Here is a 25,726-nt window from a genome sequence, read left to right as displayed (position 1 = left end):
GGGCCGCCGGTGTAGGCGGGCACGACGAGCGGTGCGCCGGTCACCGGGCAGGGCACGACGACGCAGGCCAGCCCGAAGACGTCACGGACCAGGTCGGCGGTGAGGATCTCGCGGGGAGGTCCGGCGGCGACCACGGCTCCGGCGCGCATCGCGACGAGGTGGTCGGCGTAGCGGGCGGCCTGGTTGAGGTCGTGCAGCACGGCGACCACGGTGCGGCCCCGCTCGACGCGCAGCCGGTGCAGGAGGTCGAGTACCTCCACCTGGTGGGCCAGGTCGAGGAAGGTGGTCGGTTCGTCCAGCAGCAGGGCGTCGGTGTCCTGGGCGAGCGTCATGGCGATCCAGACGCGTTGCCGCTGACCGCCGGAGAGGCTGTCCACCGGCCGGTCGGCCAGGTCGGTCACGTCGGCCAGGGCCATCGCCTGGTCGACGGCCGCGCCGTCCTCCGACGACCACTGCCGCCACCAGCGCTGGTAGGGCTGCCGACCGCGCCCGACCAGGTCCGCCACCGTGACGCCCTCGGGCACCAGCGGGCTCTGCGGCAGGACACCGAGGCGGCGGGCCACCTCCCGGGTCGGCAGGTCGCGGATCGCGGTGCCGTCCAGCAGCACAGTGCCCCGGCGCGGGTTGAGCAGCCGGGCCATGGTGCGCAGCAGGGTGGACTTGCCGCACGCGTTCGGGCCGACGATCACGGTGAACGCGTCGGTCGGCAGGTCCAGGTCGAGCCCGTCGAGCACGGTCCGCTCGTCGTAGCCGGCGACCAGGTCGCGGGTGGACAGCATCACACGACTCCTTGAGGCGTCACGACGACCGCCGCCGGCCGCGCAGCAACAGGAAGATCAGGTACGGGCCGCCGATCGCGGCGGTCAGTACTCCGGCGGGCAGTTGGGTGGGCGCGAACAGGCGTCGGCCGGCCAGGTCGGCCAGCACCAGCAGCAACGCGCCGAGCAGCGCGGCGCAGACCAGCGGTGGCCGTTCGGCGCGTACCAGCCGGCGGGCCACCTGGGGTGCGACCAGCGCCACGAAGTCGACGGCGCCGACCTGGGCGGTGACCATCGCGGCGACGAGCACGCCGGTGCCGGCCAGGCCGATCCGGCGGGCCACCGGGCGCAGCCCGACGCCCCGGGCGGTGTCGTCGTCCAGGGCGGTGCTGTTCAACGCCCAGCCGGCCCAGGCGAGCACCGGCAGCAGCACCAGCAGTGTGCCGGCGATCCAGGCCGCCTCGGTCCAGCCCTTGCCGGCCAGGGTGCCGATCAGCCAGATCTGCGCGCGCAGACCGTCGATCGGGTCGGCGGTGAGCATGACGACTTCGGTGAGCGCCCGGAACGCGAACGCGACAGCCACCCCGGCGAGCACGAACCGCTGCGCGGCCAGCCCGTGCCGGGCACCCAGCGCGAACAGCAGCACCGCCGCGAGCAACCCGCCCACCAGCGCGGTGGGCGCCACCAGCACCGCGGCCATTCCGCTGGTCAGGGCCACCGTCGCGGCGAGGCCGGCACCCTGGGTGATGCCGATGACGTCCGGGCTGGCCAGCGGGTTACGGGCCACGCTCTGGATGAGCGTGCCGGCCACGCCGAAGGCCGCTCCGGCCGCCGCCGCCAGCACGACCCGGGGCAGCCGAAGATCGAAGACCACGAGGTCGTACGGCGTGCCGGCCCCGGAGAGGGCACGCAGCACGTCGGCCGGGGCGACGTACGGGGTGCCCAGTGAGAGGCTGAGCACGACGGCCAGCAGGAGCAGCACGGTCAGCACGGCGGCCACCAGCACCGCGCGGCGGCGGATCAGCAGACTGACCGGGCCGATCCGCAGCAGCGACCGCCCGGCCAGCCGGGCGTACCCGTCGGCGGGGCCGCTCGAGGCGGAGGGGTGCGACGGACCGGCGGTGGCGGACGGGCGCTGGGTGGCGGTCACGCGGTCACCACCCGGGCGCGGCGGACCAGCACCGCCAGCAGCGGCGCGCCGATCAGGGCGGTGACGATCCCGGCCGGTATCTCGCCGGGTGGGGCGACGACCCGGCCGACGATGTCGGCGCCGAGCAGCAGCGCGGGCCCGAGCAGGGCGGAGACGGCGAGGGTCCAGCGGTGGTCCGCGCCGACCAGGGCACGGGCGAGGTGCGGCACGGCCAGCCCGACGAAGGCGACCGGCCCGGCGGCGGCCACCGCTGCTCCGGTCAACAGCACGGCGGCGATGCCACCGCCGAGGCGGACCAGGCCGATCCGATGGCCGAGACCTCGGGCGACGTCGTCGCCGAGGGCCAGCGCGTCCAGACCTCGGGCCACCAGGGCGGCCAGCCCCAGCCCGGCGAGGACGAAGGGCAGCACCTGCGCGCTGACCGACAGGTCCCGGCCGGAGAGCCCGCCGACCACCCAGAACCGGTACTCCTCGAAGGTGCGGGCGTCGATGCTGAGCAGCGCGTACACCCCGGAGGCGAGACTGGCGTCGAGCGCCGCGCCGACGAGCGCGAGGGTGACCGGGCTGGCGCCGTCGCGGGCCTGGGTGGCGATGGCGAAGACCAGCAGCCCGGCGACGAGCGCGCCGGCGATGCCGAACCAGACGTACCCGGCGAGCGTGCTGATGCCGAAGACGGAGATGGCGAGGACCACCCCGAACGACGCGCCGGCGCTGATACCGAGGATGCGCGGCTCGGCGAGGGGGTTGCGGGTGAGCGCCTGGAACAGCACGCCGGCGACGGCGAGCGCGAGCCCGACGGCGAGGCCGAGGGCGGTACGCGGCATCCGCAGCTCCCGGACGATGGTGCTGGCGTCTCCGCCGTCGGGTGCGACGAGGGCGTGCCAGACCTGGTCGACGCCGAGTTGCCGACTGCCGAACGCGAAACTGGCCAGCACGGTGAGCAGCAGGACCAGCGCTGCCCCGGCGGTGACGGCCACCCGACGCCCGGTACGAGTGCTGGCCCGACTCCGGGTCGGCCGGCTGGCGAGGGCGGTCACGAATCTCCTGCACGATCGGGCTTAGGTTCGCCTAACCTTAGCCGACCTGCGGAAAGGGACCTAACCGGTAGGCGTCGATGCCGCACCGGGGTCCACCGGCACGCTCGGCGAGGCGGACGCACAAGAGGGACATTCGAGTCATAGGGTGTGACCATGCGATTCGACCAGCACACGGTCGTGCTCCTGGCCCGACCGTCGGATCCACCGGAGCTGCCGCAGGACGCGATCGATCGGATTCAGGACGCGCACCTGGCCCACCAGGCGGGCCTCGTGGAGCAGGGGTTGGTGCTCGCCGCCGGTCCGTTCCTGCACGGCGACGACGAGCACCTCCGAGGCTTCGTCGTGCTGTCCATCGCGCCGGACGAGGCCCGCGCCCTCTACGCCGACGACCCGGCGGTGCGTGCCGGCCGCCTGGTCGCCCGGGTCACGACGTGGCTGCTTCCGGAGGGCAACCTGCGGTTCGAGAGCGTGCCGGTGCCCCGATCGATGATGGAGGCGGCCTCCGGCGACTGACGCGGCAGCGGTCAGCCGGCCGTGCCGTTCCCGGCCGCTGTCGTCAGGTCCGTCAGCGGTACCACCCGCAGGTCGTCCACCGGGCCGATGATCACCCGTAGGGCCGGGAAGTGGTCCCGCAGCACCCGGACACACCTGTCACACGGCGCGGTCACCTCGCGGCCCCGGTCGGCGACCGTGACGATCGTCTCCAGCTCGGTGACGCCCTGCGTGGCGGCCGTGCCGATCACGACCAGCTCGGCGCAGACGTCTCCGGTCGCGTGCTGGACGTTCACTCCCGTGAACACCCGCCCGTCGGCATTACGGGCGGCCGAGGCGACGGTGTGCCGCGGGCTGCGGCAGCGCAGCTTGGCGACCGCCGTGGCGGCCTGCACCAACGCACGGTCGGTGTCCCGCATGTCCATCCGGCTCCCCCAGGGCTCGACGTCGGCCGCCAACTCTAGGGCCCGCTCCTGGCCGTCCGAGGACGGGAGGTGACGGTCGGAGAGCCGGTAGCGCGGTAACCCAGGGGCGGTGCGCCGACGGGCTGCCTATCCTTGGGCACGACATGCAGAATCCAACCGCCTCCGTCGCGACCGATCCGGTCCGCGAGCTGCACCGCCGCCTCACTCCTCTGATGTTCCGCGACCAGCGCCGGCTCCAGCGGCGCCTCGACGGTGCCCGGAAGCTGCGCGACCCGCAGCGCCGGGACGCGGCCCTCGCGGAGATCACCGCCGAGGTCGCCCGGGCCGAACAGCGACTCGCCACCCGGCGAGCGGCGGTGCCGGTGATCACGTACCCGGCGGGGTTGCCGGTCAGTGAGCGCAAGGACGACATCGCCGCCGCCATCCGCGATCACCAGGTGGTGATCGTGGCCGGTGAGACGGGCTCCGGCAAGACCACCCAGCTACCGAAGATCTGCCTGGAGCTGGGCCGCGGGGTGCACGGCCTGATCGGGCACACCCAACCCCGGCGGTTGGCCGCCCGGACGGTGGCCGACCGGATCGCCGACGAGCTGGGCACCGAGCTGGGTGACGTGGTCGGCTACAAGGTGCGCTTCACCGACCAGGTCAGCGAACGCAGCCTGGTGAAGCTGATGACCGACGGCATCCTGCTGGCCGAGTTGCAGACCGACCGGATGTTGCGCCAGTACGACACGCTGATCATCGACGAGGCGCACGAGCGCAGCCTCAACATCGACTTCATCCTCGGGTACCTGCGGGAGCTGCTCCCCCGGCGACCCGACCTCAAGGTGATCATCACCTCGGCGACGATCGAGACCGACCGGTTCGCGCGGCACTTCGCCGGGCCGCCCACCGCCGACGAGCCGGACGGGGTGCCGGCGCCGGTGGTCGAGGTCTCCGGGCGCACCTATCCGGTGGAGGTGCGCTACCGCCCGCTGCTGGAGATCGCCGAGGGCGAGGAGGACGGCGACGGCGACGAGGAGAACGTCCGCGACCAGATCCAGGCGATCGGCGACGCCGTCGAGGAGTTGGCCGCCGAGGGCCCCGGCGACATCCTGGTGTTCCTCAGCGGTGAGCGGGAGATCCGGGACACCGCCGACGCGCTGGGCAAGCTGGTGCAGAAGAAACGCTCGCTGCTCGGCACCGAGATCCTGCCGCTGTACGCCCGGCTGTCCGCCGCCGAGCAGCACCGCGTCTTCGCCGCGCACAGCTCACGCCGGGTGGTGCTCGCCACCAACGTCGCGGAGACGTCGCTGACGGTGCCCGGCATCAAGTACGTGGTCGACCCGGGCACCGCCCGCATCTCCCGCTACTCCAGCCGGCTCAAGGTGCAGCGGCTGCCCATCGAGCCGATCTCGCAGGCGTCGGCCAACCAGCGCAAGGGCCGCTGCGGCCGTACGTCGGACGGCATCTGCATCCGCCTCTACGACGAGCAGGACTTCCTGTCCCGACCCGAGTTCACCGACCCGGAGATCCTGCGGACCAATCTGGCGTCGGTCATCCTCCAGATGACCGCGATCGGGCTCGGCGACCTCGCCGCGTTCCCGTTCATCGACCCACCGGACAAGCGCAACATCACCGACGGCGTCAACCTGCTGCACGAGCTGGGCGCGTTGAACCCGACCGAGGCCGACCCGGCGAAGCGGCTCACCGCGTTGGGCCGTCGCCTCGCCCAACTCCCGGTCGACCCGCGTCTGGCCCGGATGGTGGTCGAGGGTGAACGCAACGGCTGCGCCACCGAGGTGTTGGTGATCGCCGCCGCGCTCTCCATTCAGGACCCACGCGAACGGCCGGCGGAGAAGCAGGCCCAGGCCGACCAGGCGCACGCCCGGTTCGCCGACAAGGAGTCCGACTTCGTCGCGTACCTGAACCTGTGGCGCTACCTGCGCGAGCAGCAGCGCGAGCTGTCCTCCAGCGCGTTCCGCCGGATGTGCAAGGCGGAGTACCTGAACTACCTGCGGGTGCGCGAGTGGCAGGACATCGTCGGTCAACTGCGGCAGGTGCTGCGTACCCCGGCCGAGGGTGACCGGCGCGGCGGGCGGCCGGCGCGGGACACCTCCGACGGCGCGGACGCCGGCCGGGGTGCGGGCCGGCGCGGCGGCGCCGACCTGCCGGAGGAGATCGACACCCCGAAGGTGCACCAGTCGCTGCTGCCCGGCCTGCTGTCGCACATCGGCCTCAAGGACGCCCAGAAGCACGAGTACCTGGGCGCGCGCGGCGCGAAGTTCGCCGTCTTCCCCGGGTCGGCGCTGTTCAAGAAGCCGCCGCGCTGGGTGATGGCCGCCGAACTGGTGGAGACCTCCCGCCTGTGGGCCCGCATCGCCGGCCGGGTCGAGCCGGAGTGGGTCGAACCGCTGGCGCAGCACCTGGTCAAGCGCAGCTACAGCGAGCCGCACTGGGAGAAGAAGCAGGCCGCGGTGATGGCCTACGAGAAGGTCACCCTGTACGGCGTTCCGCTGGTCAGCTCCCGCAAGGTCAACTTCGGGCGGATCGACCCGACGTTGAGCCGTGAGCTGTTCATCAGGCACGCCCTCGTCGAGGGCGACTGGCAGACCCACCACCAGTTCTGGGCGGACAACAAGCGGCTCCTCGCCGAGATCGAGGAGCTGGAGAGCCGGGCTCGACGCCGCGACATCCTGGTCGACGACGAGACCATCTTCGGCTTCTACGACCAGCGGATCCCGGCCGACGTGTCCTCCGGCCGGCACTTCGACAGCTGGTGGAAGAAGGCCCGCCGGGAGCAGCCCGACCTGCTCACCTTCACCCGCGACCTGCTGGTCAACGACGGCCGCTCCGGGGTGGACGAGGGCGACTACCCGGACGAGTGGCAGACCCAGGGGGTGAGCCTGCCGCTGACGTACCGCTTCGAGCCGGGCACACCGACCGACGGCGTCACCGTCGACATCCCCCTGCCGCTGCTCAACCAGGTGCCGGCGGAGAGCTTCGACTGGCAGGTGCCGGGGCTGCGCGAGGAGACGGTCATCGCGCTGATCCGTACGCTGCCCAAGGCGATCCGCCGCAACTTCGTCCCGGTGCCGGACTACGCCCGCGCCGCCCTCGCGGCGATCACCCCGGGCGAGGAGCCGCTGCTGGACGCGCTCACCCGGCAACTGCGCCGGATGACCGGCGTCACCGTCCCCCGCGACGCCTGGGAGCCGGGCAAGCTCCCCGCGCACCTGCGGGTCACCTTCCGGGTGCTCGACGCCGACGAGAAGCCGGTCGCCGAGGGCAAGGACCTGCCGGCCCTGCAACGTCAACTCCGCCAGGAGGTACGCCAGGTGGTGGCGGCCGCCGCCCCTGAGGTGGCCCGGACCGGGCTGCGCGAGTGGAGCATCGGCACCCTGCCCCGGACCATCGAGCAGGTCCGCGCGGGCTACGCGGTGACCGCGTACCCGGCGCTCGTCGACGAGGGCGCCACGGTCGGGGTGAAGGTGTTCGACTCCCCCGCCGAGGCCGAGGCGGCGCACTGGGCCGGCACCCGCCGGCTGCTGCGGCTCACCGTGCCGTCCCCGGCGCGCTTCCTTCAGGGCCGGCTCGACAACGCGGCGAAGCTGGCGCTGAGCCGTAACCCGCACGGCGGCGTGCAGGAGCTGATCGAGGACGCGGCGGGCGCGGCGATCGACCGGCTGATCGAGGCGGCCGGTGGCCCGGCCTGGGACGCCGACGGCTTCGCGGCGCTGCGCGAGAAGGTCCGCGCCGACCTGGTCGACACGGTCGTCGAGGTGATGGACCGGGTCCGCCGGGTCCTCGCCGCCTGGTACGCCGTCGAGCAGCGCCTCGGCGCCACCCGCAACCTCGCCGTGGTCGCCGCGCTGGCCGACATCCGCAACCAACTCGCCGGGCTGGTGCACGCCGGGTTCGTCACCGAGACCGGGTACGCGCGCCTGCCCGACCTGCTGCGCTACCTCACCGCGATCGAGCGCCGGCTGGACCGCCTGGGTGGCAACCCGCAGCGCGACCGCCAGCAGCAGGAGCGGATCGCGGTGGTGCAGAAGGAGTACGCGGACCTGCTCGCCGCGCTGCCACCGGCCCGTCGGCAGGAGACCGCCGTCCGGCAGATCCGCTGGATGATCGAGGAGTTGCGGGTGAACGTGTTCGCCCAGGCGCTCGGCACCCCGTACCCCGTCTCGGAGCAGCGGATCTACCGCGCGATGGACGACGCCGAGGCCCGCTGACCAGGTCGGCCGACCGTCCGCCGCGTCGGACGGTCGGGCTTTTGCCGCAGCGGGCCGGGCTCGGGTCGCGGCCGTTCGGTCGCGGCGGCGGCCTGCGGCGGTCGGGCCGTGTCAGGTCAGTGGCTCGACGCCGGGCGGCAGCTCGCCCCGGTCGATCGCGGACTGGATGTAGTCCAGCAGGATGCGCCGGAGTTCCCGTCCGGCGTGGGTGGGCACGATGTCGCGACGGCGGGCGACCGCGATGGTCCGCCGCACCCCGGGCGGGGCGAGCGGGGTGATCCGCACGCCCGGGCGGCGGGCCAGCACGATGCCCGGCACCAGCGCGATGCCCAGCCCCGCCTCGACGAAGCTGAGCACGGCGTCCATCTCGCCGCCGTCCACCGCGAAACTCGGTTCGAACCCCGCCTCCCGGCACGCCTGGATGGTGGCGTCGCGCAGGTCGTAGCCCTCCCGGAACATGACCATCGGCTGGTCGCGCAGATCGGTGATGCGCAGCTCGCCGGTCGCCGCGGCGGTCGGCACCTCGTCCACGGACGCCACCACCAGGCTCTCCCGCAGGATCGGGTCGACCCGCAGCCCGGGGTCGGGCCCCTGCGCGGGCATGATGATCAGCGCCAGGTCGAGGTCGCCGCGGAGCAGGTCCCGCACCAGGTCCTGGGAGCCGCCCTCCTCCACCCGGAGGTCGATGGTGGGGTGGGCGTCGCGGAACCGGCGCAGCACCGGCGGGGCGAGCGAGGTCGCCAGACTCGGGGTGGCCCCGAGGCGCACCCGACCCCGACGCAACCCGGCCAACTCCTGCACCTCCCGGGTCGCCGTCTCCACGTCGGCGAGGATCCGGGTCGCCAAGGGCAACAGCACCTCGCCCGCCGCGGTGAGCGCGATGTTGCCCCTTACCCGCTCGAACAGCGGCGCCCCGAGGTCGGCCTCCAGAGCGTGAATTTGCTTACTGAGAGAAGGCTGGGTGATGCCCACGATGTCGGCGGCTTGGGTGAAATGTCGTACTTCGGCCACCGCAACGAAGTACCGAAGCTGATGGAGCTGCATCTACATAGCTTACGGCTATCAACACTACGAGTTTGATGCATTGGACGACTGATCGAAGTGCTCCTAGCGTCGGTCTCGTGGTAATCACGAAAACTCGGTCGCCCATCCGCTCCAACGTCGGCCTCAAGGCCGTCATGGCGGTGACGGGCATCCTGCTGGCGCTGTTCCTGATCGCCCACATGCTCGGGAACCTCAAGGTGTTCACGGGGGAGACCTCGTTCGACCACTACGCCCACTGGCTGCGCGACATCGGCAAGCCACTGCTGCCCGGGGTCTGGTTCCTCTGGATCCTGCGCACCGTACTGGTGGTCGCGGTGGTCGCCCACATCGTCGCCGCCACCGTGTTGGCCCGTCGCGCCCGCGCCGCCCGCCCGGTCAGGTACGCCCACCGCAAGAAGGTCAACGGCAGCTACGCGGCCCGCACGATGCGCTGGGGTGGAGTGATCATCCTGCTCTTCGTGATCTACCACATCCTGGACCTGACCACCGGCACGCTCAACCCGGTCGGCGACGAGAGTAAGCCCTACGGCAACGTCGTCGCCGACTTCGCACCGGAACGCTGGTACGTCACGCTCTTCTACACGCTCGCCATCGTCACGGTCGGCTTCCACCTGCGCCACGGCGCGTTCAGCGCGTTCCGCAGCCTCGGCCAGCAGACGCCGCGCGGCGAGCGTCGGGCCCGCGCCGCGGCACTCGTCTTCGCCGTGGCGCTCTGCGCCGGATACCTGGTGGTCCCGTTCGCCGTACTCACCGGATTGGTGTCCTGACATGGAACTCTTCACCGAGGGCGACCCGATCGCCGACACCAAGGCTCCCGCCGGCCCGGTCGAGAAGCGCTGGGAGACCCGGCGCTTCGAGGCCAAGCTGGTCAACCCGGCCAACCGCCGCAAGATGACGGTGATCGTGGTCGGCACCGGCCTGGCCGGCGGCTCCGCCGCGGCGACCCTGGCCGAGCAGGGCTACCACGTCAAGTCCTACTGCTACCAGGACAGCCCGCGCCGCGCGCACTCCATCGCGGCACAGGGCGGCATCAACGCGGCGAAGAACTACCGCAACGACGGCGACTCCGTGCACCGGCTGTTCTACGACACCGTCAAGGGCGGCGACTTCCGCTCCCGGGAGTCGAACGTGCACCGGCTGGCCGAGGTCTCGGTCAACATCATCGACCAGTGCGTCGCCCAGGGCGTGCCGTTCGCCCGCGAGTACGGCGGATTGCTGGACACCCGCTCCTTCGGTGGCGCGCAGGTACAGCGCACCTTCTACGCCCGGGGCCAGACGGGCCAGCAGTTGCTCCTCGGCGCGTACCAGGCGCTGGAGCGCCAGATCGGCCTGGGCAACGTGGAGATGAACGCCCGGCACGAGATGCTGGAGCTGGTCCTGGTCGACGGCAAGGCCCGCGGCATCGTCGTCCGGGACCTGGTCACCGGCGAGATCAGCACCGAGATGGCGGACGCCGTGGTGCTCGCCTCCGGCGGATACGGCAACGTCTTCTACCTCTCCACCAACGCCAAGGGCTGCAACGTCACCGCCACCTGGCGGGCACACCGCAAGGGCGCGTACTTCGCCAACCCCTGCTACACGCAGATCCACCCGACCTGCATCCCGGTCTCCGGCGACCACCAGTCGAAGCTGACCCTGATGAGCGAGTCGCTGCGCAACGACGGCCGGGTGTGGGTGCCCAAGACCAAGGGCGACGACCGCAACCCGCGCGACATCCCCGAGGACGAGCGGGACTACTACCTGGAGCGGATCTACCCCTCCTTCGGCAACCTGGTCCCCCGCGACATCGCCTCCCGCGCCGCGAAGAACGTCTGCGACGAGGGCCGCGGCGTCGGTCCGACCAAGCTCGGCGTCTACCTCGACTTCGCCGACGCGATCAACCGGCTGGGCCGCAAGGCCATCGAGGCCAAGTACGGCAACCTCTTCGAGATGTACGAGCGCATCACCGGCGAGGACCCGTACGAGGTGCCGATGCGCATCTACCCCGCCGTGCACTACACGATGGGCGGCCTCTGGGTCGACTACGACCTCCAGTCGAACATCCCCGGCCTGTTCGTGATCGGTGAGGCCAACTTCTCCGACCACGGCGCGAACCGGCTCGGCGCCTCGGCGCTGATGCAGGGTCTCGCCGACGGGTACTTCGTGCTGCCCACCACCATCGCCAACTACCTGGCCTCCGGCCCTCTCGAGAAGGTCGACGCCAGCCACCCGGCGGCGATCGAGGCACGCACCGACGTCGAGGACCGCGTCCGGCGACTGTTGGCCGTCAACGGCGACCGGACCGTGGACTCGTTCCACCGTGAGCTGGGCCAGATCATGTGGGAGCACTGCGGCATGGAGCGCAGCGAGGCCGGGCTGCGCAAGGCGATCGGCGAGATCCGCGACCTGCGCGAACAGTTCTGGCAGCGGGTCAAGGTGTCCGGCACCGGCGAGGAACTCAACCAGTCGCTGGAGAAGGCCGGCCGGGTGGCCGACTTCTTCGAGCTGGCCGAGCTGATGTGCATCGACGCCCTGCACCGCGAGGAGTCCTGCGGCGGCCACTTCCGGGCCGAGCACCAGACGCCCGACGGTGAGGCGCAGCGCGACGACGACCGGTTCGCGTACGTGGCGGCCTGGGAGTTCACCGCCGACGGTGCTCCCTCGGTGCTGCACAAGGAAGACCTGAAGTTCGAATACGTCCACCCCACGCAGCGGAGCTACAAGTGAACCTGACCCTGCGCATCTGGCGCCAGAAGGGCCCTGAGGACAAGGGTCGGATGGTGACCTACCCGGTCGACGACGTGTCCCCGGACATGTCGTTCCTGGAGATGCTCGACGTGCTCAACGAGCGGCTGATCCTCGCCGGCGAGGACCCGGTGGCGTTCGACCACGACTGCCGCGAAGGCATCTGCGGCATGTGCGGCCTGATGATCAACGGTGACGCGCACGGACCGCAGCGCGGCACCACGGCGTGCCAACTGCACATGCGGCAGTTCAAGGACGGCGAGACGATCGACATCGAGCCGTGGCGGGCGAGCGCCTTCCCGGTCGTGAAGGACCTGGTCGTCAACCGCAGCGCCTTCGACAAGATCATCGCGGCCGGTGGTTACGTCACCGCGCCGACCGGCAGCGCGCCCGAGGCCCACTCCACCCCGGTGGCCAAGGCCAACGCCGACGCCGCCTTCGAGTCGGCCGCCTGCATCGGCTGCGGCGCCTGCGTCGCGGCCTGCCCGAACGGCTCCGGCATGCTGTTCACCGCCGCCAAGCTCACCCAGCTCTCGCTGCTCCCGCAGGGCCAGCCGGAGCGCTACACCCGGGTGATCGGCATGGTCGACGCGCACGACGAGGCCGGCTTCGGCGGCTGCACCAACGCGGGCGAATGCACCCCGGCCTGCCCGAAGGGCATCCCGCTGAACACCATCGGTCGGCTCAACCGTGACTACCTCACGGCCACCGCCAAGGGAGCCAACAACACCCCCGGCTCCTGAACCGCACCTCCCGCCGGACCGCCGTACCCCGAGCCCGGGGTGCGGCGGTCCGCTGTTCCGGCCCTTCACGGGTCGACCTCCTTCTGATCGACTCCACTCCGCCGATGTGGCGGTGTCCCGGCGGCGACGGTGGCGCCATATCGGCGACCCGGAGTCGATCACGCGGACAGTCCCCGCAGTCCGGTTCAAGCGCCCGACGCCGGGTAGCAGTCCCTTGAGACGGCGCTGACGAGGGGACGAGGGACATGAAGGCACTGACCTGGCAGGGCAAGCGGGACGTACGGGTCGAGGAGGTGCCGGATCCTCGGATCGAGGCCCCGACCGACGCGATCGTGAAGATCACCTCGACCGCGATCTGCGGTTCCGACCTGCACCTGTACGAGGTTCTCGGGCCGTACCTGAAGCCCGGTGACGTGCTGGGCCACGAGCCGATGGGCATCGTCGAGGAGGTCGGGTCGGAGGTGACCGGGCTCAAGCCGGGCGACCGGGTGGTGGTGCCGTTCAACATCGCCTGCGGCAGTTGCTGGATGTGTTCGCGCCAGCTCTACGCGCAGTGCGAGACCACCCAGGTCACCAGCGAGGGCAAGGGTGCGGCCCTGTTCGGTTACACCTCGCTCTACGGTTCGGTGCCGGGCGGGCAGGCCGAGTACCTGCGCGTCCCGCAGGCCCACTTCGGGCCGATCAAGATCCCTGAGACCGGCGCCGACGAGCGCTACCTGTACCTGTCCGACATCCTGCCGACCGCCTGGCAGGCGGTGAAGTACGCCGACACCCCGCCCGGCGGCACCCTGGCCGTCTTCGGGTTGGGCCCGGTGGGGCAGTTCTGCGCGCGGATCGGTCGTCACCTGGGCGCGGGCCGGGTGATCGGGTTGGACCTGGTGCCGGAGCGGCTGGAGTTGGCCCGTCGGCACGGCATCGAGGTGCTCGACGTGCGTGAGCTGTCCGACGTGCCGGGCGCGCTGATCGACCTGGTGGACGGGCGGGGCCCGGACGCGGTGATCGACGCGGTCGGAATGGAGGCGCACGGTTCGCCGGTGGGCAAGCTGGCCCACGCCGCCGTCGGTCTGCTGCCGGACAAGGTGGCGCAGACGATGACCGACCGGGCGGGCATGGACCGGCTGTCCGTCCTGCACGCGGCGGTCAAGGGGGTGCGGCGCGGCGGCACCGTGTCGGTCTCCGGGGTGTACGGCGGGGAGGCGGACCCGATGCCGCTGATGGAGATGTTCGACCGGGGCGTCCAACTGCGAATGGGGCAGTGCCACGTGCGCCGCTGGACCGACGAGATCCTGCCGCTGCTCGCCCGCGACGACGACCCGCTGGGCGTCGAGGACCTGCGTACCCATCGGGTGCCGCTGTCGCGGGCGCCGCAGGCGTACGAGATGTTCCAGAAGAAGGAGGACGGCTGCATCAAGGTCGTGCTCGAACCGTGAGTGCGAGGAGTGAGCCGGGGTTGCGAGCCCCGCAGTCACGAACGCAGCCGGTGCCGTGAGCCGGGTGGTGGTGGTCGTCGGCGCGACCAGCGGGATCGGCCGGGCGACGGCCCGGGCGTTCGCCGAGCGCGGCGACCGCCTCGTCCTGGCCGCCCGCGCCACCACGACCCTGACGGAGGTACGCGCGGAGTGCGCGGCCGTCGACGTGCTGACCGTGCCGACCGACGTCACCGAGCCGGGCGCCCTGGACGCTCTCGCGGACGCGGCACTGGACCGCTTCGGTCGCGTCGACGTGTGGGTGCACACGGCCGCGGTGATGGCGTACGGGCGCTTCGACGAGCTGCCCGGGCGGGTCTTCGACCAGGTGGTGCGGACCGACCTGCTCGGCGCCGCCGAATCGGTGCGGGTGGCGCTGCGGCACTTCCGGGCGGTCGGGGCGGGCACCGTGGTCGTCACCGGTTCGGTGCTCGGGCACATCACCGCGCCGTACATGAGCGCGTACGTGGCGAGCAAGTGGGGGTTGCAGGGCCTGCTTCGGACGGTGCAGCAGGAGTTGCGGGACAGCCCCCGCATCCGGCTCAGTCTGGTCAACCCCGGCAGCGTGGACACCCCCGTGTACCAGCAGGCGGCGAACTATCTGGGCCGGATCGGGCGACCGCCCCCGCCGGTGGCGAGCCCGCAGCGGGTGGCCCGGGCCATCGTGCACTGTGTGGACCGGCCCCGCCGGGAGGTCTCCGTGGGCCGGCTCAACGTGCTGCTGCGAGCCGGTTTCACCGTACTCCCGGGGGTTTACGACGTTCTGGTCGGGCCGTTGATGCGGGCGACGGGCCTGAGTGGACGGCCGGTCGCCGCGCACGACGGCTCGGTCTTCGCGCCGAACGCGGACGGCGAGGCGGTACGCGGCGGTCACCTGCCTGACCTGCGGCAGTTCGCCCGCCACCTGCCCGGCCCGGTCGGCGCGGTGCTACGGAGACGGTTCAGCTGACCTGTTCGGGACTGTTCGGGACCACGATCGGGGGCATCATGCATCGATCAACTCGCCTAGTGTGGTGGGCCAGCAAGCGCTCTGGCGCACCACGATGGGGGAGACGATCGACCATGCGACTGAACCGCAGGACCGCACTCGGCCTGGGCACGGTGGCCACCGCCGGCACGGTGTTGGGCGCCGCCGCCCCGGCCGGCGCCGCCGAGAGCACCGAGGTCTCCCCGACCACTCCCGCCCGGGCCGCCCGCCGGGTGGCCGCCGTCTTCGCCAAGCACAGCGTCGAGGCCGGTGGTAACTGGCAGGCGTACGTCAGCGTGGCCGACCCGGCCGGGTCGCCGGTGGTGGCGGTGCAGGCCGACGCGGACCGGCGGATCGAGGCGTACAGCGTCAACAAGATCGCGGTCGCCACGGCGGTGCTGGACAAGGTCGACCGAGGGCTGCTCACCCTGGACCAGCAGGTCGAGGTGTCCGCGGCGATCGTCGTGCCGGGCGGTGACGGCATCTTCAGCCTGGACGGCGCGTACCCGAGCCTGGTCACCCTCGGGCACGTGCTGGCCAACCTGTTGACCGTCTCGGACGACACGGCGGTGCGGCTGTGCGGTCTGGTCGCCCCGGCCGCCGAGATCAACTCCATCCTGGTCGCCAAGGGTTTCCCGAACACCCAGGTCCAGCCGGTGGCCAACCCGAACCGGTTCTTCCTCGGCACCAGCACCCCGCGCGAGACGCACGACCTGCTGCGCGCCCTGGTCGCCGGCACGCTGCTCTCCCCCGCCTCGACGACCTACCTGTTGGGGCTCCTGCGTTCCCCGGTGGCGTTCACCGACGGCATCCGGCGCACCATGTCGTCGGACGACCGGGCGCGGATCGCCACCAAGGCCGGCTGGTTCGCCGACGCCCGCCACGAGGCCGGAGTGATCTTCGACCGCTCCGGGGCGGCGGTGCTCACCTACGCGCTCTTCGCCGACGGGCAGGCCGACCCGGAGGACTTCGGCGCCACCCACCCGGCGGTGCAGGCCCGGGCCGCGATGGGCCCCAAGTTCCTGGCCGCGGTGGACCGGATCGCGGGCGTGGGCACGACGTTCCGGATCACCGCCCGGCAGCCCAGCAACGGCGGCTGACCGGGGTTACGGGTCGGTCGCCACTGACGGTGACCGACCCGGCCCGGCGACCGCCGGGGCACGGGCCCGTTCGGGTGGCTACCGTGTAGGGCGGACACGTCGGAGGGACGGCAATGGCACGAACGCAGAGCACTGACGTCGAACGGTCGCTCGGACGGCGGATGCGGGGCGCGGCCGGCCTCGCCGCGCTGGCCGGCCTGGCCTGGGTGGCCCGGGATGTGCCGGCCGCGCTCGGCGGCCGGCTCAGCGGGGCCCGAGCCGAACGCGCGGCCCGCTCGCCCCAGTTCCGCGACGGCACCTTCCACAACCAGGCCGGCACCCGCACGATGGTCGCCGAGCCGGGCCGCAACCTGGTCCGCGAGCTGATCTTCGGCAAGCAGAAGCGGCGCCCGACCGCACCCGTGCCGCTGCTGCGCCCGAGCGCCCCGCCCGGGCCCGTCGACGCCGCCGACGAGCTGAACATCGTCTGGTACGGGCACGCCTCGACGCTGATCGAGATCGAGGGCCGACGGGTGCTGCTCGACCCGGTGTGGAGCGAACGATGCTCCCCCTCCGGTCTGGTCGGCCCCCGCCGTCTGCACGAGCCACCGGTGGGCATCGACGAGCTGCCCCCGCTGGACGCCATCCTGATCTCGCACGACCACTACGACCACCTCGACATGGCCACCGTGCGGGCGCTGCTCGCCGGGCAGTCCGCGCCGTTCCTGGTGCCGCTCGGGGTGGGAGCGCACCTGGACCGTTGGGGCGTACCCGCCGAACGGATCATCGAACTGGACTGGTCCGAGTCGCACCGGGTCGCCGGGCTGGAGATCACCGCGACCGCCGCCCAGCACTTCTCCGGTCGGGGGCTGCGCCGCGACGGCACGCTCTGGAGTTCCTGGGTGGTGGCCGGGGCACGCCGCAAGGTCTTCTACACCGGCGACTCGGGCTACTTCGACGGGTACGCGGCGATCGGCGCCGCACACGGGCCGTTCGACGTGACGCTGATGCAGATCGGCGCGTACGACCGGGCCTGGCCGACCATCCACATGTTCCCCGAGGAGGCGGTCGACGCCCACCTCGACCTGCGCGGCGGGCTGTTCGTCCCGGTGCACTGGGCGACGTTCAACCTGGCCCTGCACGACTGGTCCGAGCCGGTCGACCGGCTGTGGGCCGAGGCGAAGGCCCGCGACGTACGGCTGGCCGTGCCCCGCCCCGGCGAGCGGGTGGTGGTCGACGAGCCGCCCGCCGTCGACGGCTGGTGGCAGGCCGTCGCCTGACGGTCCCGGCCCGCGGTGCGGCCCTCCGGCCTGGTCTGGTCAGAGCAGTACGGCCTGAGCCCGTCGGGTCAGAGCACGAAGGCGTCGGTCCAGAGGGCGCCGGAGCGGCCGGAGAGCGCGTCCAGCATGGCCACCGCCTGCCCGTCGGTGAGCTGCGCGACGAAGTCCACGATGGCCCGCCCCCGGGCGCGACCGATCCGGTCCGGGATGCGCGGGTGCAGCTCGGCCTCGGCCAACTCGACCAGGTCGTGCAGTCGGCGGGGCAGCCGGGACTCCTCCTCCGGGTCGAGCAGCCACTCCCAGAGCGCCTCGACCAGGGTGCCCAGCAGCCGGGCCTGGCCGCGCTGGTGCAGGGCGAGATCCGGGCGGGCCAGCACGAACCGGTGGTGGACGAACTTGAGCACCTGCACCTCGTGCCACTGCGCGCAGCCCAGCAGCACGTACCCGGAGCGCACCGACGGCTGGTGGGTCACCGTGATGGCCTCGACGAAACGGGTGGACCAGCGGGCGGAGAACCGCGCCACGTACTGCTCGGCCTCGATCGAGCCGTCGAACGGCATCGCCAGCAGCCCGTCGACCAACTCCTCGCGGACGTGCTCGACGGCGGCGGCGAACGCGTCGTCGTCGGCGATCCAGGCGTCCTTGCGGTGCAGTTGCCGCCGCAACCGCTCGATCGCCGCCCCGGGCCGCCGCGCCGACGTGGCCAGCGCCGCGTCGGTGATCGCCCGGAAGTGCCCACTCTCGCGCTGCCACGCCATCAGCTCGGCGGAGACCGAGCCCTGTTGGAGCACACCGACCCGGTAGAAGTCCTCCACGTCGTGGATGGCGTACGCGATGTCGTCGGCGGTGTCCATCACCGAAGCCTCGACGGTCTGCTGCCAGTCCGGGATGCGGCCGGCGAACGGCTCCCGGGCCTGGCGCAGGTCGTCGAGTTCCGTCCGGTACGCGCCGAACTTCGACGAGCCGCTCTCCGGGTCGTCCGGTGGCGGTGTGGCCCCGCGTGGCGGCGGGTCCATCGTGCGCGGGTGCGGGTCCGGGTGGTCCAGCCGGGTCCACGGGTACTTCAGCATCGCCGCGCGGACGGCGGCGGTCAGGTCCAGCCCGGTGGTGGCCGCGCCGCGGATCTCGGTGCTGGTGACGATCCGGTACGACTGGGCGTTGCCCTCGAAACCGTCGGCCAGGCCGAGCCGCTGGCGGGCCAGCCGGTCCAGCACCCGCTCCCCCAGGTGCCCGAACGGCGGGTGGCCGAGGTCGTGGGCGAGGGCGGCGGCCTCCACCACGTCCGGGTCGAGGCCACCGAGCTTGTCCAGCAGGTCACACCACCGGTCGTCGGCCGTCAACCGCTCGGCGATCGCACGGGCCACCTGGGCGACCTTGAGGCTGTGGGTGAGCCGGTTGTGCACCAGCAGCCCGGAGCCGACCGGGCTGATCACCTGGGTGACACCGCCGAGGCGGGCGAAGAACGGTGAGCCGACGATCCGGTCCCGGTCGGCGCGGAACGGGTTGGCCGTCAGGTCGCCGAGGGCCCGGGCGCTGCCGCCGAAGAGCCGCCGGGCGCGCGGCTCCGCAGGTGTTTCCATGATCGCCACGCTAGCGCAGGCCGGGCGGGACCGCCGCCGGGTCACCCGGCCGGGCGCGGCGGTTCGGTCTGCCGCCCCGGCCGGGCGCGGCGACAGCGGCCGGGGCCGCCCGGCAGAATGCAGGCCGTACCCACTCCCGAAGGCGGATCGAGATCGTGACCCAGTCTGTTCATCAGCGGATCGCCGACGAGCTCGGCGTGGCCGAGCGTCAGGTGCGGGCGGCCGTCGAGCTGCTCGACGGCGGCGCCACCGTGCCGTTCATCGCCCGCTACCGCAAGGAGGCCACCGGCCTGCTCGACGACACCCAGCTGCGCACCCTCGAGGAGCGGCTGCGCTACCTGCGCGAGCTGGACGAGCGGCGGGCCGCCGTGCTGGAGTCGATCCGCACCCAGGGCAAGCTCGACGAGGCCCTGGAAGCCCAGATCATGGCCGCCGACTCGAAGTCCCGGCTGGAGGACATCTACCTGCCGTACAAGCCCAAGCGGCGGACGCGGGCGCAGATCGCCCGCGAGGCCGGGTTGGCCCCGCTGGCCGAGTCGCTGCTGGCCGACCCCAGCCAGGACCCGAGGGCCACCGCCGCCGGGTTCGTCGACGAGGACAAGGGCGTCGCGGACGCCGCCGCCGCGCTGGAGGGCGCGCGGGCGATCCTCATCGAGACCTTCGCGGAGGACGCCGACCTCATCGGCACGCTGCGTGAGCAGATGTGGTCGCGGGGCCGTCTGGTGTCCCGGGTACGCGACGGCCAGGAGACCGCCGGCGCCAAGTTCGCCGACTACTTCGACTTCTCCGAGCCGTACCCGAAGTTGCCCTCGCACCGGATCCTGGCCATGTTCCGGGGCGAGAAGGAGGGTGTGCTCGACCTGACCATGGATCCGGAGGAGGCCGGCGACGCGGACGCCGTACCGACCGGACCCAGCCGGTACGAGGCGGCCATCGCCGGACGGTTCGGGGTGTCCGACGCCGGGCGACCGGCCGACCGCTGGTTGACCGACACCGTGCGGTGGGCGTGGCGCACCCGGATCCTCATCCACCTCGGCGCGGACCTGCGGTTGCGGTTGTGGCAGGCGGCCGAGGAGGAGGCGGTTCGGGTCTTCGCGACGAACCTGCGGGACCTGCTGCTGGCCGCGCCGGCCGGCACCCGGCCCACGATGGGTCTGGACCCGGGCCTGCGGACCGGTGTGAAGGTGGCCGTGGTGGACGCCACCGGCAAGGTGCTCGCCACCGACACCATCTACCCGCACGAGCCCCGTCGGCAGTGGGACGCGTCGCTCGAGACCCTGGCCCGGCTGGCCGGCACGCACGGGGTGGAGCTGGTGGCGATCGGCAACGGCACCGCCTCGCGGGAGACCGACAAGCTGGCCGGCGACCTGATCAAGAAGTATCCGCAGCTGAACCTGACCAAGGTGATGGTCTCCGAGGCGGGCGCGTCGGTCTACTCCGCGTCCGCGTACGCCTCGCAGGAGCTGCCCGGCATGGACGTGTCGCTGCGCGGCGCGGTCTCCATCGCCCGGCGGCTCCAGGACCCGCTCGCCGAGCTGGTGAAGATCGACCCACGGTCGATCGGGGTGGGGCAGTACCAGCACGACCTGTCCGAGGTGAAGCTGTCCCGGTCGCTGGACGCGGTCGTGGAGGACTGCGTGAACGCCGTCGGCGTGGACGTCAACACCGCGTCCGCGCCGCTGTTGACCCGGGTCTCCGGGATCGGGGCCGGGCTCGCGGAGAACATCGTCCTGCACCGGGACGCCAACGGGCCGTTCCGGTCGCGTTCCGAGCTGAAGAAGGTGGCACGGCTCGGCCCGAAGGCGTTCGAGCAGTGCGCCGGCTTCCTGCGCATCCCCGACGGCGACGACCCGCTGGATTCGTCGAGCGTGCACCCGGAGGCGTACCCGGTGGTGCGCCGGATCCTCGCCAGCACCGGTCAGGACCTCCGCTCGGTGATCGGCAAGAGCGGGATCCTGCGCGGGCTGCGGGCCACCGACTTCGTCGACGAGCGGTTCGGTCTGCCCACCGTCACCGACATCCTCGCCGAGTTGGAGAAGCCGGGCCGCGACCCTCGGCCCGAGTTCCGCACCGCCACCTTCGTCGAGGGCGTGGAGAAGATCAGCGACCTGACGCCGGGCATGGTGCTCGAGGGCGTCGTCACCAACGTGGCCGCGTTCGGCGCGTTCGTCGACGTCGGGGTGCACCAGGACGGGCTGGTGCACGTCTCGGCCATGTCCCGGACCTTCGTGAAGGACCCCCGTGAGGTGGTGAAGTCCGGTGACGTGGTCAAGGTCCGGGTGCTCGACGTGGACGTACCCCGCAAGCGCATCTCGTTGACCCTGCGCCTGGAGGACGAGCCCGGCGTCGCCGGTGGTGGCCGGACGAGCCAGGAGGGTCGCGGCGGCCCGGCGCAGCGCGGACCGCAGGGCGGTCGTGGCGGTCAGCAGGGCGGACGTGGCCCGCAGGACCAGCGCGGCGGCCAGGGTCGACGCGGCGGTCAGCAGCAGGGGCGCGGCGGCGGTCAGCAGCAGGGTCGCGGCGGCGGTCCGGCGCCGGCCAACGACGCGATGGCAGAGGCCCTACGCCGTGCCGGGCTGGCCTGACTGGTCAGCCCTCTCCGACGCCTCGGCCCTCCGACGCCTCGCCCCTCGATCACGTGGTTGCGTGATCGAGGGGCCGCGTGGCCGGGGCCGAGTGGTCCACGGGGGTGGCGGGCCCTTTGGAGCTGATGTCGTAAACGAATCGCAGTGTGTTCGCCGGTTTGGTCGCGGTTCATCCCGGGGTGATCGCCGGTTGGTCGCCGCTGTGATCGCCGGTTGGTCGCCGGTTGGTCGCCGCTTTGATCGCCGGTTGGTCGCCGGTTTGATCGCCGCTTTGATCGCCGGTTGGTCGCGGTTGGTCGCCGGGGTGATCGCCGGTTGGTCGCGGGTTGATGTCGCAGACGATTCAGCTCCACAGGGCGGCCGCAGCGAACCCGGGGGCGAGAGCGACCAGTGCAGCGGGCGGGTGAAATCGGCTCGCGTGCGCGCGGGGCTCGGGGCGATGATCTGGCGGTGAAGATGCACGCGGATCAGGTCGACGTGGCGGTGGACGTGGTCGCCGCGCTGGTGGCCGAGCAATTTCCCCGGTGGCGGGGCCTGCCGGTGCGTCCACTTCCCTCGACCGGCACGGTGAACGCCCTGTTCCGCCTCGGCCCGGAGGTCGTGCTGCGGTTTCCGCTACAGCCGAGCGCCTCTCCGGAAATGCGCGACGAGCTACGACAGGAGCAGGAGCACGCGCGGATGCTCGCCGCGCACCTACCGGTCGCGGTGCCCGGACCGCTCGGGCTCGGTGAGCCGGGCGACGGATATCCGGGGTCGTGGGCGGCGTACCGGTTCATCCCCGGGGAGTCGGCCGAGCAGGGCCGGGTCGGCGACCTGGACGGCTTCGCCCGTGACCTGGCCGGCGTCGTGACCGCCCTGCGTGCCATCGACACCGACGGTCGGGTGTGGTCCGGGTGGGGTCGGGGCGGACCCCTGGCCGACCAGGATGCCGGTGTGCGGGCCGCGCTGGCCGCCAGCGGCGCACTCACCGACACCGCCGCGCTCGGCGCGGTGTGGGACCGGTGCCGGCACGCGCGCCGGGACGATCCCGCCGACACATGGATCCACGCCGACCTGATGCCCGGCAACCTGCTGGTCCGCGACGGTCGTCTGGCCGCGGTCATCGACCTGGGTACGCTCTGCGTGGGTGACCCGGCGGTGGACCTCATGCCGGCGTGGAACCTGTTCGACGCGGGGTCTCGGGAGACGTACCGGCGGGCGCTGGACGTGGACGACGCGACGTGGGAGCGGGGGCGCGGCTGGGCCCTGATGCAGGCGATCAAGGCGCTGCCGTACTACGTCGAGACCAACCCGGTGATGGCCGACACCGCGCGGCGTACCCTGCGGGCCGTCCTCGACTGATCGGTTCGCGTACCGTCGGCGTCGTGGGTGAGGGCGACGGCCGGGAGTGGCGGGATCGGCAGCGGCAGGCGGTGCTGGCGCACGCGGCGGCCGACGCCCGCCGACGGGAGGCCGAGCACGCCGAGGCTGCGAAGATCGTCGCCTGGTTCGTGGCCGAGGCGACCCGGCGCGGGCTGCGCCCGACCCGGCTCGTCGCGCGCTCCTACGACGGTCGCGGCTGGTACCGGACCGGGTTGTCCGGGTGGTACGTGGACCAGGCCCGCAGTCGAGCGGTCGACGTGGACGGCCGGTTCCACCTGCTGACCGTGCCGGGAGGTCTACGAGCCCGGCTGTTCGGCGCACAGACCGAGCCGAGCCCGGCGCCGTTGATCGTCGGCGAGGGCGGTCGGGACGGGGAGTCGATCCCGCTGCGCACCCTGCTCGCCCGCCGGCTGGACGCCGGTTCCGGCGGCTGACACCCGCGTCAGGTCACCACTGCCGGCTGTCTGACGACGGGCTCGGCGTGCCACCGCTCCACGGACGGGACAGCCCCGCGCTGACCCGGGTCGCCTGCTGAGCGCACCCTCGCGCGGCCCGCCTCGTTTATCCGCAGCGGAACCATACCGGACGTTGGCCTCGATTCGACGTCAAAAAGGAATAACACTCTATTTTCGGGTGGGACGATGACGCAGACACGAAGCCGACCGACGGCCCCGGCACGGGCGGCGTCCTTCCGGGGGGACATCGAAGGGCTACGGGCTCTCGCCGTCATCCTGGTCCTGGCCGGGCACGCGGGCAGTCAGTTCGTTCCCGCCGGCTTCATCGGCGTGGACGTCTTCTTCGTGATCTCCGGATTCCTGATCACCGGTCTGCTCGTCGCCGAACTCGACGACACCGGGCGCATCTCGCTGCTCGGCTTCTACGCGCGACGCGCGAAGCGGCTTCTGCCCGCCGCCGGTCTGGTGCTGCTGGTCACCCTGCTGCTCACGTACCTGCTCCTGCCGAAGGTGCGTTACTCGAACACCGCGTGGGACGTGGTGAGCAGCGCCCTGTACGTCATGAACTGGCGGCTCGCCGAGCAGTCGGTCGACTACATGTTCGTCGACCAGGCCCCGAGCGTCCTGCAACACTACTGGTCACTCAGTGTCGAGGAGCAGTTCTACCTCTTCTGGCCGCTGCTGCTGCTCGGCTTGGCCGTCCTCGGCGGCCGACGACGGCTACGCCGGGGCGTGCTGATGCTCGGGTTCGCCCTCGTGGCCGTGCCGTCCTTCGCCTGGTCGATCCACCTGACGTCGACCGACTCCGCGCCGGCGTACTTCGTGACCACGACTCGGCTCTGGGAGCTCGCGCTCGGCGGCGCGGTGGCCATCGCCGGCGGACTGCTGCATCGCACCCCGCGCGTGCTGGCGGTCCTGCTCGCCTGGTCCGGCCTCGCCGCCGTGGTCGCATCGGCGTTCCTCCTGGACACCACGTCGGCGTTCCCCGGGTACATCGCGTTGCTGCCCACCGGCGGCACGGCGGCGATCATCGCGTTCGCGGTGGCGGCCGGCCGCGCCGGGCCGGCGGGGCTGCTCAGCCTGCCGCCGATGCGCGTGGTCGGCGCGCTGTCCTACTCGCTGTATCTGTGGCACTGGCCGCTGCTGGTCATCGCCGACTACCGGTTCGGCGAGTTGAGCCCGACCGCACGCCTGGCCGTGGTGGCGGCCTCGGTCGTGCCGGCGGTCCTCACCTACCACTTCGTCGAGAACCCGATCCGTCGGTCGCCGACGCTGCAGTGGCAACCGGCGCAGGCGCTGGGGGTCGGGGCCGTGTGCACGGGCGCGGCCGTGATCGCCGGGCTCCTCTTCCAACTCACCGTCTGGCCGGCGGCACAGCCGCCCCCGCCCATCTCGGCGCTGCCACCGGTGGCCGGGTCCAGCCCGTCGGCGAGCGCGACGCCCGTCGGGGCGCCCGGTGCCGCGGCCCTCGGCCAGTCACCGCGAGGCGACAAGGCGGGCACGCCCGTCGACCGGGTCGCGTCCATCGTTCCGGACCCGTTGGTCGCGCCGAAAGACCTTCCGACCACCGGGCGGACGGGCTGCCACGTCCAGCAGAACAGCAGCACCCCGCTGACGTGCGTCTATGGTGTCCGGGACGCGGCCTTCACCGTCGTGCTCGCCGGGGACTCCCATGCCGCGCAGTGGCTGCCCGCTCTCGAGGAGGTCGCCGCCAAGCAGAAATGGCGGGTGGTCTCGCACACCAAGTCCTCGTGTCCGTTCCTCAAGGCAGAGGTGGCACTGGCCGGGCGGCCGTACGAGAGCTGCACCGAGTGGAACCGAAGAGTCCGCGACCAGCTCCGCGCCGACCCACCCGACCTGCTGCTGGTCAGCAACTCGCTCTACCTCCGGGTGCGCGACGGCGAACCGGTCACACAGCGGGTCAACGAGACGTTGGCGGACGGTCTCCGCGAGACCTGGCGGGAGATGACCGAGGTCAAGATCCCGGTGGTGGTGCTGCGCGACACCCCGTACCACCGTCGTGACCCGGTCGAGTGCGTCTCGGCCAACCCCGACAAGCTCACCCGGTGCGCCCCGTCTCGGGACGAGGTGCTGGCGGCCGGCGGAGGCGTTGCCCAGGAGCAGGCGGCCGAGGGTCAGCAGGGCGTACATCTCGTCGATCTCAATGACGCGATCTGCCCCACCGACCGCTGCGCGCCCGTCATCGGCGGCGTGTTGGTCTACCGGGACGGCAACCACCTCACCGCCACCTACTCCAGGACGTTGGCCCCTCGGCTCGACAGCGCGCTCGCCGCCGTCCTCAAGCGCGGGACCTGACCCGCCGCTGGTCGGCAGCGTCGTGCCCGATCGCCGTTCCAGCTGGTCA

18 protein-coding genes and 1 pseudogene are annotated in these 25,726 nt (G+C 72.2%); 13 read left to right on the top strand and 6 right to left on the bottom strand.

Going from position 1 to position 25,726, the window contains the following annotated elements; translation table 11 throughout:
- Positions 1-14 precede the first annotated feature (14 nt).
- The 3 genes and pseudogenes from O7616_RS15265 to O7616_RS15255 form a co-directional block, all read right to left on the bottom strand.
- Positions 15-779, bottom strand: a pseudogene (locus O7616_RS15265) (ABC transporter ATP-binding protein); the annotation flags it as partial.
- Positions 780-798: 19 nt separating this feature from the next.
- Complete coding sequence (locus tag O7616_RS15260) at positions 799-1,908, bottom strand: iron ABC transporter permease (RefSeq protein ID WP_282307411.1); 1,110 nt, start codon at positions 1,906-1,908, stop codon at positions 799-801.
- Entirely contained in the window at positions 1,905-2,945 is a 1,041-nt protein-coding gene (locus tag O7616_RS15255; protein WP_282307410.1) for an iron ABC transporter permease, read from the bottom strand. The genes O7616_RS15260 and O7616_RS15255 overlap by 4 nt, the downstream gene beginning before the upstream one ends.
- A 153-nt stretch (positions 2,946-3,098) precedes the next feature.
- Here O7616_RS15255 and O7616_RS15250 point away from each other — a divergent pair, with 153 nt between their 5' ends.
- Complete coding sequence (locus O7616_RS15250; protein WP_282307409.1) at positions 3,099-3,458, top strand: YciI family protein; 360 nt, start codon at positions 3,099-3,101, stop codon at positions 3,456-3,458.
- A gap of 11 nt (positions 3,459-3,469) precedes the next feature.
- Here O7616_RS15250 and O7616_RS15245 read toward each other — a convergent pair whose 3' ends face one another.
- Entirely contained in the window at positions 3,470-3,862 is a 393-nt protein-coding gene (locus O7616_RS15245; RefSeq protein WP_282307408.1) for a cytidine deaminase, read from the bottom strand.
- 143 nt (positions 3,863-4,005) lie between these two features.
- Here O7616_RS15245 and hrpA point away from each other — a divergent pair, with 143 nt between their 5' ends.
- Entirely contained in the window at positions 4,006-8,076 is a 4,071-nt protein-coding gene (hrpA, locus tag O7616_RS15240) for an ATP-dependent RNA helicase HrpA (RefSeq protein ID WP_282307406.1), read from the top strand.
- A 111-nt stretch (positions 8,077-8,187) separates the two neighbouring features.
- On the opposite strand, the gene O7616_RS15235 is transcribed toward hrpA, so the two are convergent.
- Positions 8,188-9,120: a LysR family transcriptional regulator gene (locus O7616_RS15235; protein ID WP_282261111.1), complete on the bottom strand. Its 933-nt coding sequence runs from the start codon at positions 9,118-9,120 to the stop codon at positions 8,188-8,190.
- A 35-nt stretch (positions 9,121-9,155) separates the two neighbouring features.
- Here O7616_RS15235 and O7616_RS15230 point away from each other — a divergent pair, with 35 nt between their 5' ends.
- The 7 genes from O7616_RS15230 (at position 9,156) to O7616_RS15200 (ending at position 17,379) form a co-directional block, all read left to right on the top strand.
- Complete coding sequence (locus O7616_RS15230; RefSeq protein ID WP_282307404.1) at positions 9,156-9,887, top strand: succinate dehydrogenase cytochrome b subunit; 732 nt, start codon at positions 9,156-9,158, stop codon at positions 9,885-9,887.
- A 1-nt stretch (position 9,888) separates the two neighbouring features.
- A complete protein-coding gene (locus O7616_RS15225) occupies positions 9,889-11,826 on the top strand; it encodes a fumarate reductase/succinate dehydrogenase flavoprotein subunit (protein WP_282307402.1) in 1,938 nt (645 codons plus the stop codon).
- Positions 11,823-12,587 carry a succinate dehydrogenase/fumarate reductase iron-sulfur subunit gene (locus tag O7616_RS15220; RefSeq protein WP_282307401.1) on the top strand — a complete coding sequence of 255 codons (765 nt, stop codon included), beginning with the start codon at positions 11,823-11,825 and terminating at the stop codon, positions 12,585-12,587. Before O7616_RS15225 ends, O7616_RS15220 begins: the two co-directional genes overlap by 4 nt.
- 245 nt (positions 12,588-12,832) lie before the next feature.
- The gene (locus O7616_RS15215) at positions 12,833-14,017 is read left to right on the top strand and encodes a zinc-dependent alcohol dehydrogenase (protein WP_282307400.1); all 1,185 of its coding nucleotides are present in this window, start codon (positions 12,833-12,835) and stop codon (positions 14,015-14,017) included.
- Positions 14,018-14,072: 55 nt separating this feature from the next.
- Positions 14,073-15,002 (top strand): SDR family NAD(P)-dependent oxidoreductase, encoded by a 930-nt coding sequence (locus O7616_RS15210; RefSeq protein WP_282307399.1) that lies wholly within the window; start codon positions 14,073-14,075, stop codon positions 15,000-15,002.
- A 113-nt stretch (positions 15,003-15,115) separates the two neighbouring features.
- Positions 15,116-16,120 carry a serine hydrolase gene (locus O7616_RS15205; protein ID WP_282307398.1) on the top strand — a complete coding sequence of 335 codons (1,005 nt, stop codon included), beginning with the start codon at positions 15,116-15,118 and terminating at the stop codon, positions 16,118-16,120.
- A gap of 113 nt (positions 16,121-16,233) precedes the next feature.
- Positions 16,234-17,379 carry an MBL fold metallo-hydrolase gene (locus tag O7616_RS15200; protein ID WP_282307397.1) on the top strand — a complete coding sequence of 382 codons (1,146 nt, stop codon included), beginning with the start codon at positions 16,234-16,236 and terminating at the stop codon, positions 17,377-17,379.
- 68 nt (positions 17,380-17,447) lie between these two features.
- Here O7616_RS15200 and dgt read toward each other — a convergent pair whose 3' ends face one another.
- Positions 17,448-18,959 (bottom strand): dGTP triphosphohydrolase, encoded by a 1,512-nt coding sequence (gene dgt, locus O7616_RS15195; RefSeq protein WP_282307396.1) that lies wholly within the window; start codon positions 18,957-18,959, stop codon positions 17,448-17,450.
- 155 nt (positions 18,960-19,114) lie between these two features.
- Between dgt and O7616_RS15190 the strand changes: the two genes are divergently transcribed.
- The 4 genes from O7616_RS15190 to O7616_RS15175 all read left to right on the top strand — a co-directional run bounded on the left by O7616_RS15190 (position 19,115) and on the right by O7616_RS15175 (position 25,677).
- Positions 19,115-21,544 (top strand): Tex family protein, encoded by a 2,430-nt coding sequence (locus tag O7616_RS15190; RefSeq protein WP_282307395.1) that lies wholly within the window; start codon positions 19,115-19,117, stop codon positions 21,542-21,544.
- 456 nt (positions 21,545-22,000) lie between these two features.
- Positions 22,001-22,885 carry an aminoglycoside phosphotransferase family protein gene (locus tag O7616_RS15185; RefSeq protein ID WP_282307636.1) on the top strand — a complete coding sequence of 295 codons (885 nt, stop codon included), beginning with the start codon at positions 22,001-22,003 and terminating at the stop codon, positions 22,883-22,885.
- A gap of 23 nt (positions 22,886-22,908) precedes the next feature.
- Positions 22,909-23,340, top strand: a complete 432-nt coding sequence (locus O7616_RS15180; RefSeq protein ID WP_282307393.1) for a hypothetical protein — start codon at positions 22,909-22,911, stop codon at positions 23,338-23,340.
- Positions 23,341-23,547: 207 nt separating this feature from the next.
- Positions 23,548-25,677 carry an acyltransferase family protein gene (locus O7616_RS15175; RefSeq protein ID WP_282307392.1) on the top strand — a complete coding sequence of 710 codons (2,130 nt, stop codon included), beginning with the start codon at positions 23,548-23,550 and terminating at the stop codon, positions 25,675-25,677.
- Positions 25,678-25,726 lie beyond the last annotated feature (49 nt).

Origin of the sequence: Micromonospora sp. WMMD964, from assembly GCF_029581455.1 — a bacterium.
Lineage (GTDB): Bacteria > Actinomycetota > Actinomycetes > Mycobacteriales > Micromonosporaceae > Micromonospora.
The sequence above is the reverse complement of the archived record's forward strand: the minus strand, read 5'-3'. Positions and strand labels throughout refer to the sequence as shown.

Bases quoted from the DNA above. Each gene is read 5' to 3' on its own strand.
- O7616_RS15250 (WP_282307409.1), top strand. From the start codon at position 3,099: ATGCGATTCGACCAGCACACGGTCGTGCTCCTGGCCCGACCGTCGGAT.
- O7616_RS15245 (WP_282307408.1), bottom strand. From the start codon at position 3,862: ATGGACATGCGGGACACCGACCGTGCGTTGGTGCAGGCCGCCACGGCG.
- hrpA (WP_282307406.1), top strand. From the start codon at position 4,006: ATGCAGAATCCAACCGCCTCCGTCGCGACCGATCCGGTCCGCGAGCTG.
- O7616_RS15235 (WP_282261111.1), bottom strand. From the start codon at position 9,120: ATGCAGCTCCATCAGCTTCGGTACTTCGTTGCGGTGGCCGAAGTACGA.
- O7616_RS15230 (WP_282307404.1), top strand. From the start codon at position 9,156: ATGCATTGGACGACTGATCGAAGTGCTCCTAGCGTCGGTCTCGTGGTA.
- O7616_RS15225 (WP_282307402.1), top strand. From the start codon at position 9,889: ATGGAACTCTTCACCGAGGGCGACCCGATCGCCGACACCAAGGCTCCC.
- O7616_RS15215 (WP_282307400.1), top strand. From the start codon at position 12,833: ATGAAGGCACTGACCTGGCAGGGCAAGCGGGACGTACGGGTCGAGGAG.
- O7616_RS15205 (WP_282307398.1), top strand. From the start codon at position 15,116: ATGCGACTGAACCGCAGGACCGCACTCGGCCTGGGCACGGTGGCCACC.
- O7616_RS15200 (WP_282307397.1), top strand. From the start codon at position 16,234: ATGGCACGAACGCAGAGCACTGACGTCGAACGGTCGCTCGGACGGCGG.
- dgt (WP_282307396.1), bottom strand. From the start codon at position 18,959: ATGGAAACACCTGCGGAGCCGCGCGCCCGGCGGCTCTTCGGCGGCAGC.
- O7616_RS15185 (WP_282307636.1), top strand. From the start codon at position 22,001: ATGCACGCGGATCAGGTCGACGTGGCGGTGGACGTGGTCGCCGCGCTG.
- O7616_RS15175 (WP_282307392.1), top strand. From the start codon at position 23,548: ATGACGCAGACACGAAGCCGACCGACGGCCCCGGCACGGGCGGCGTCC.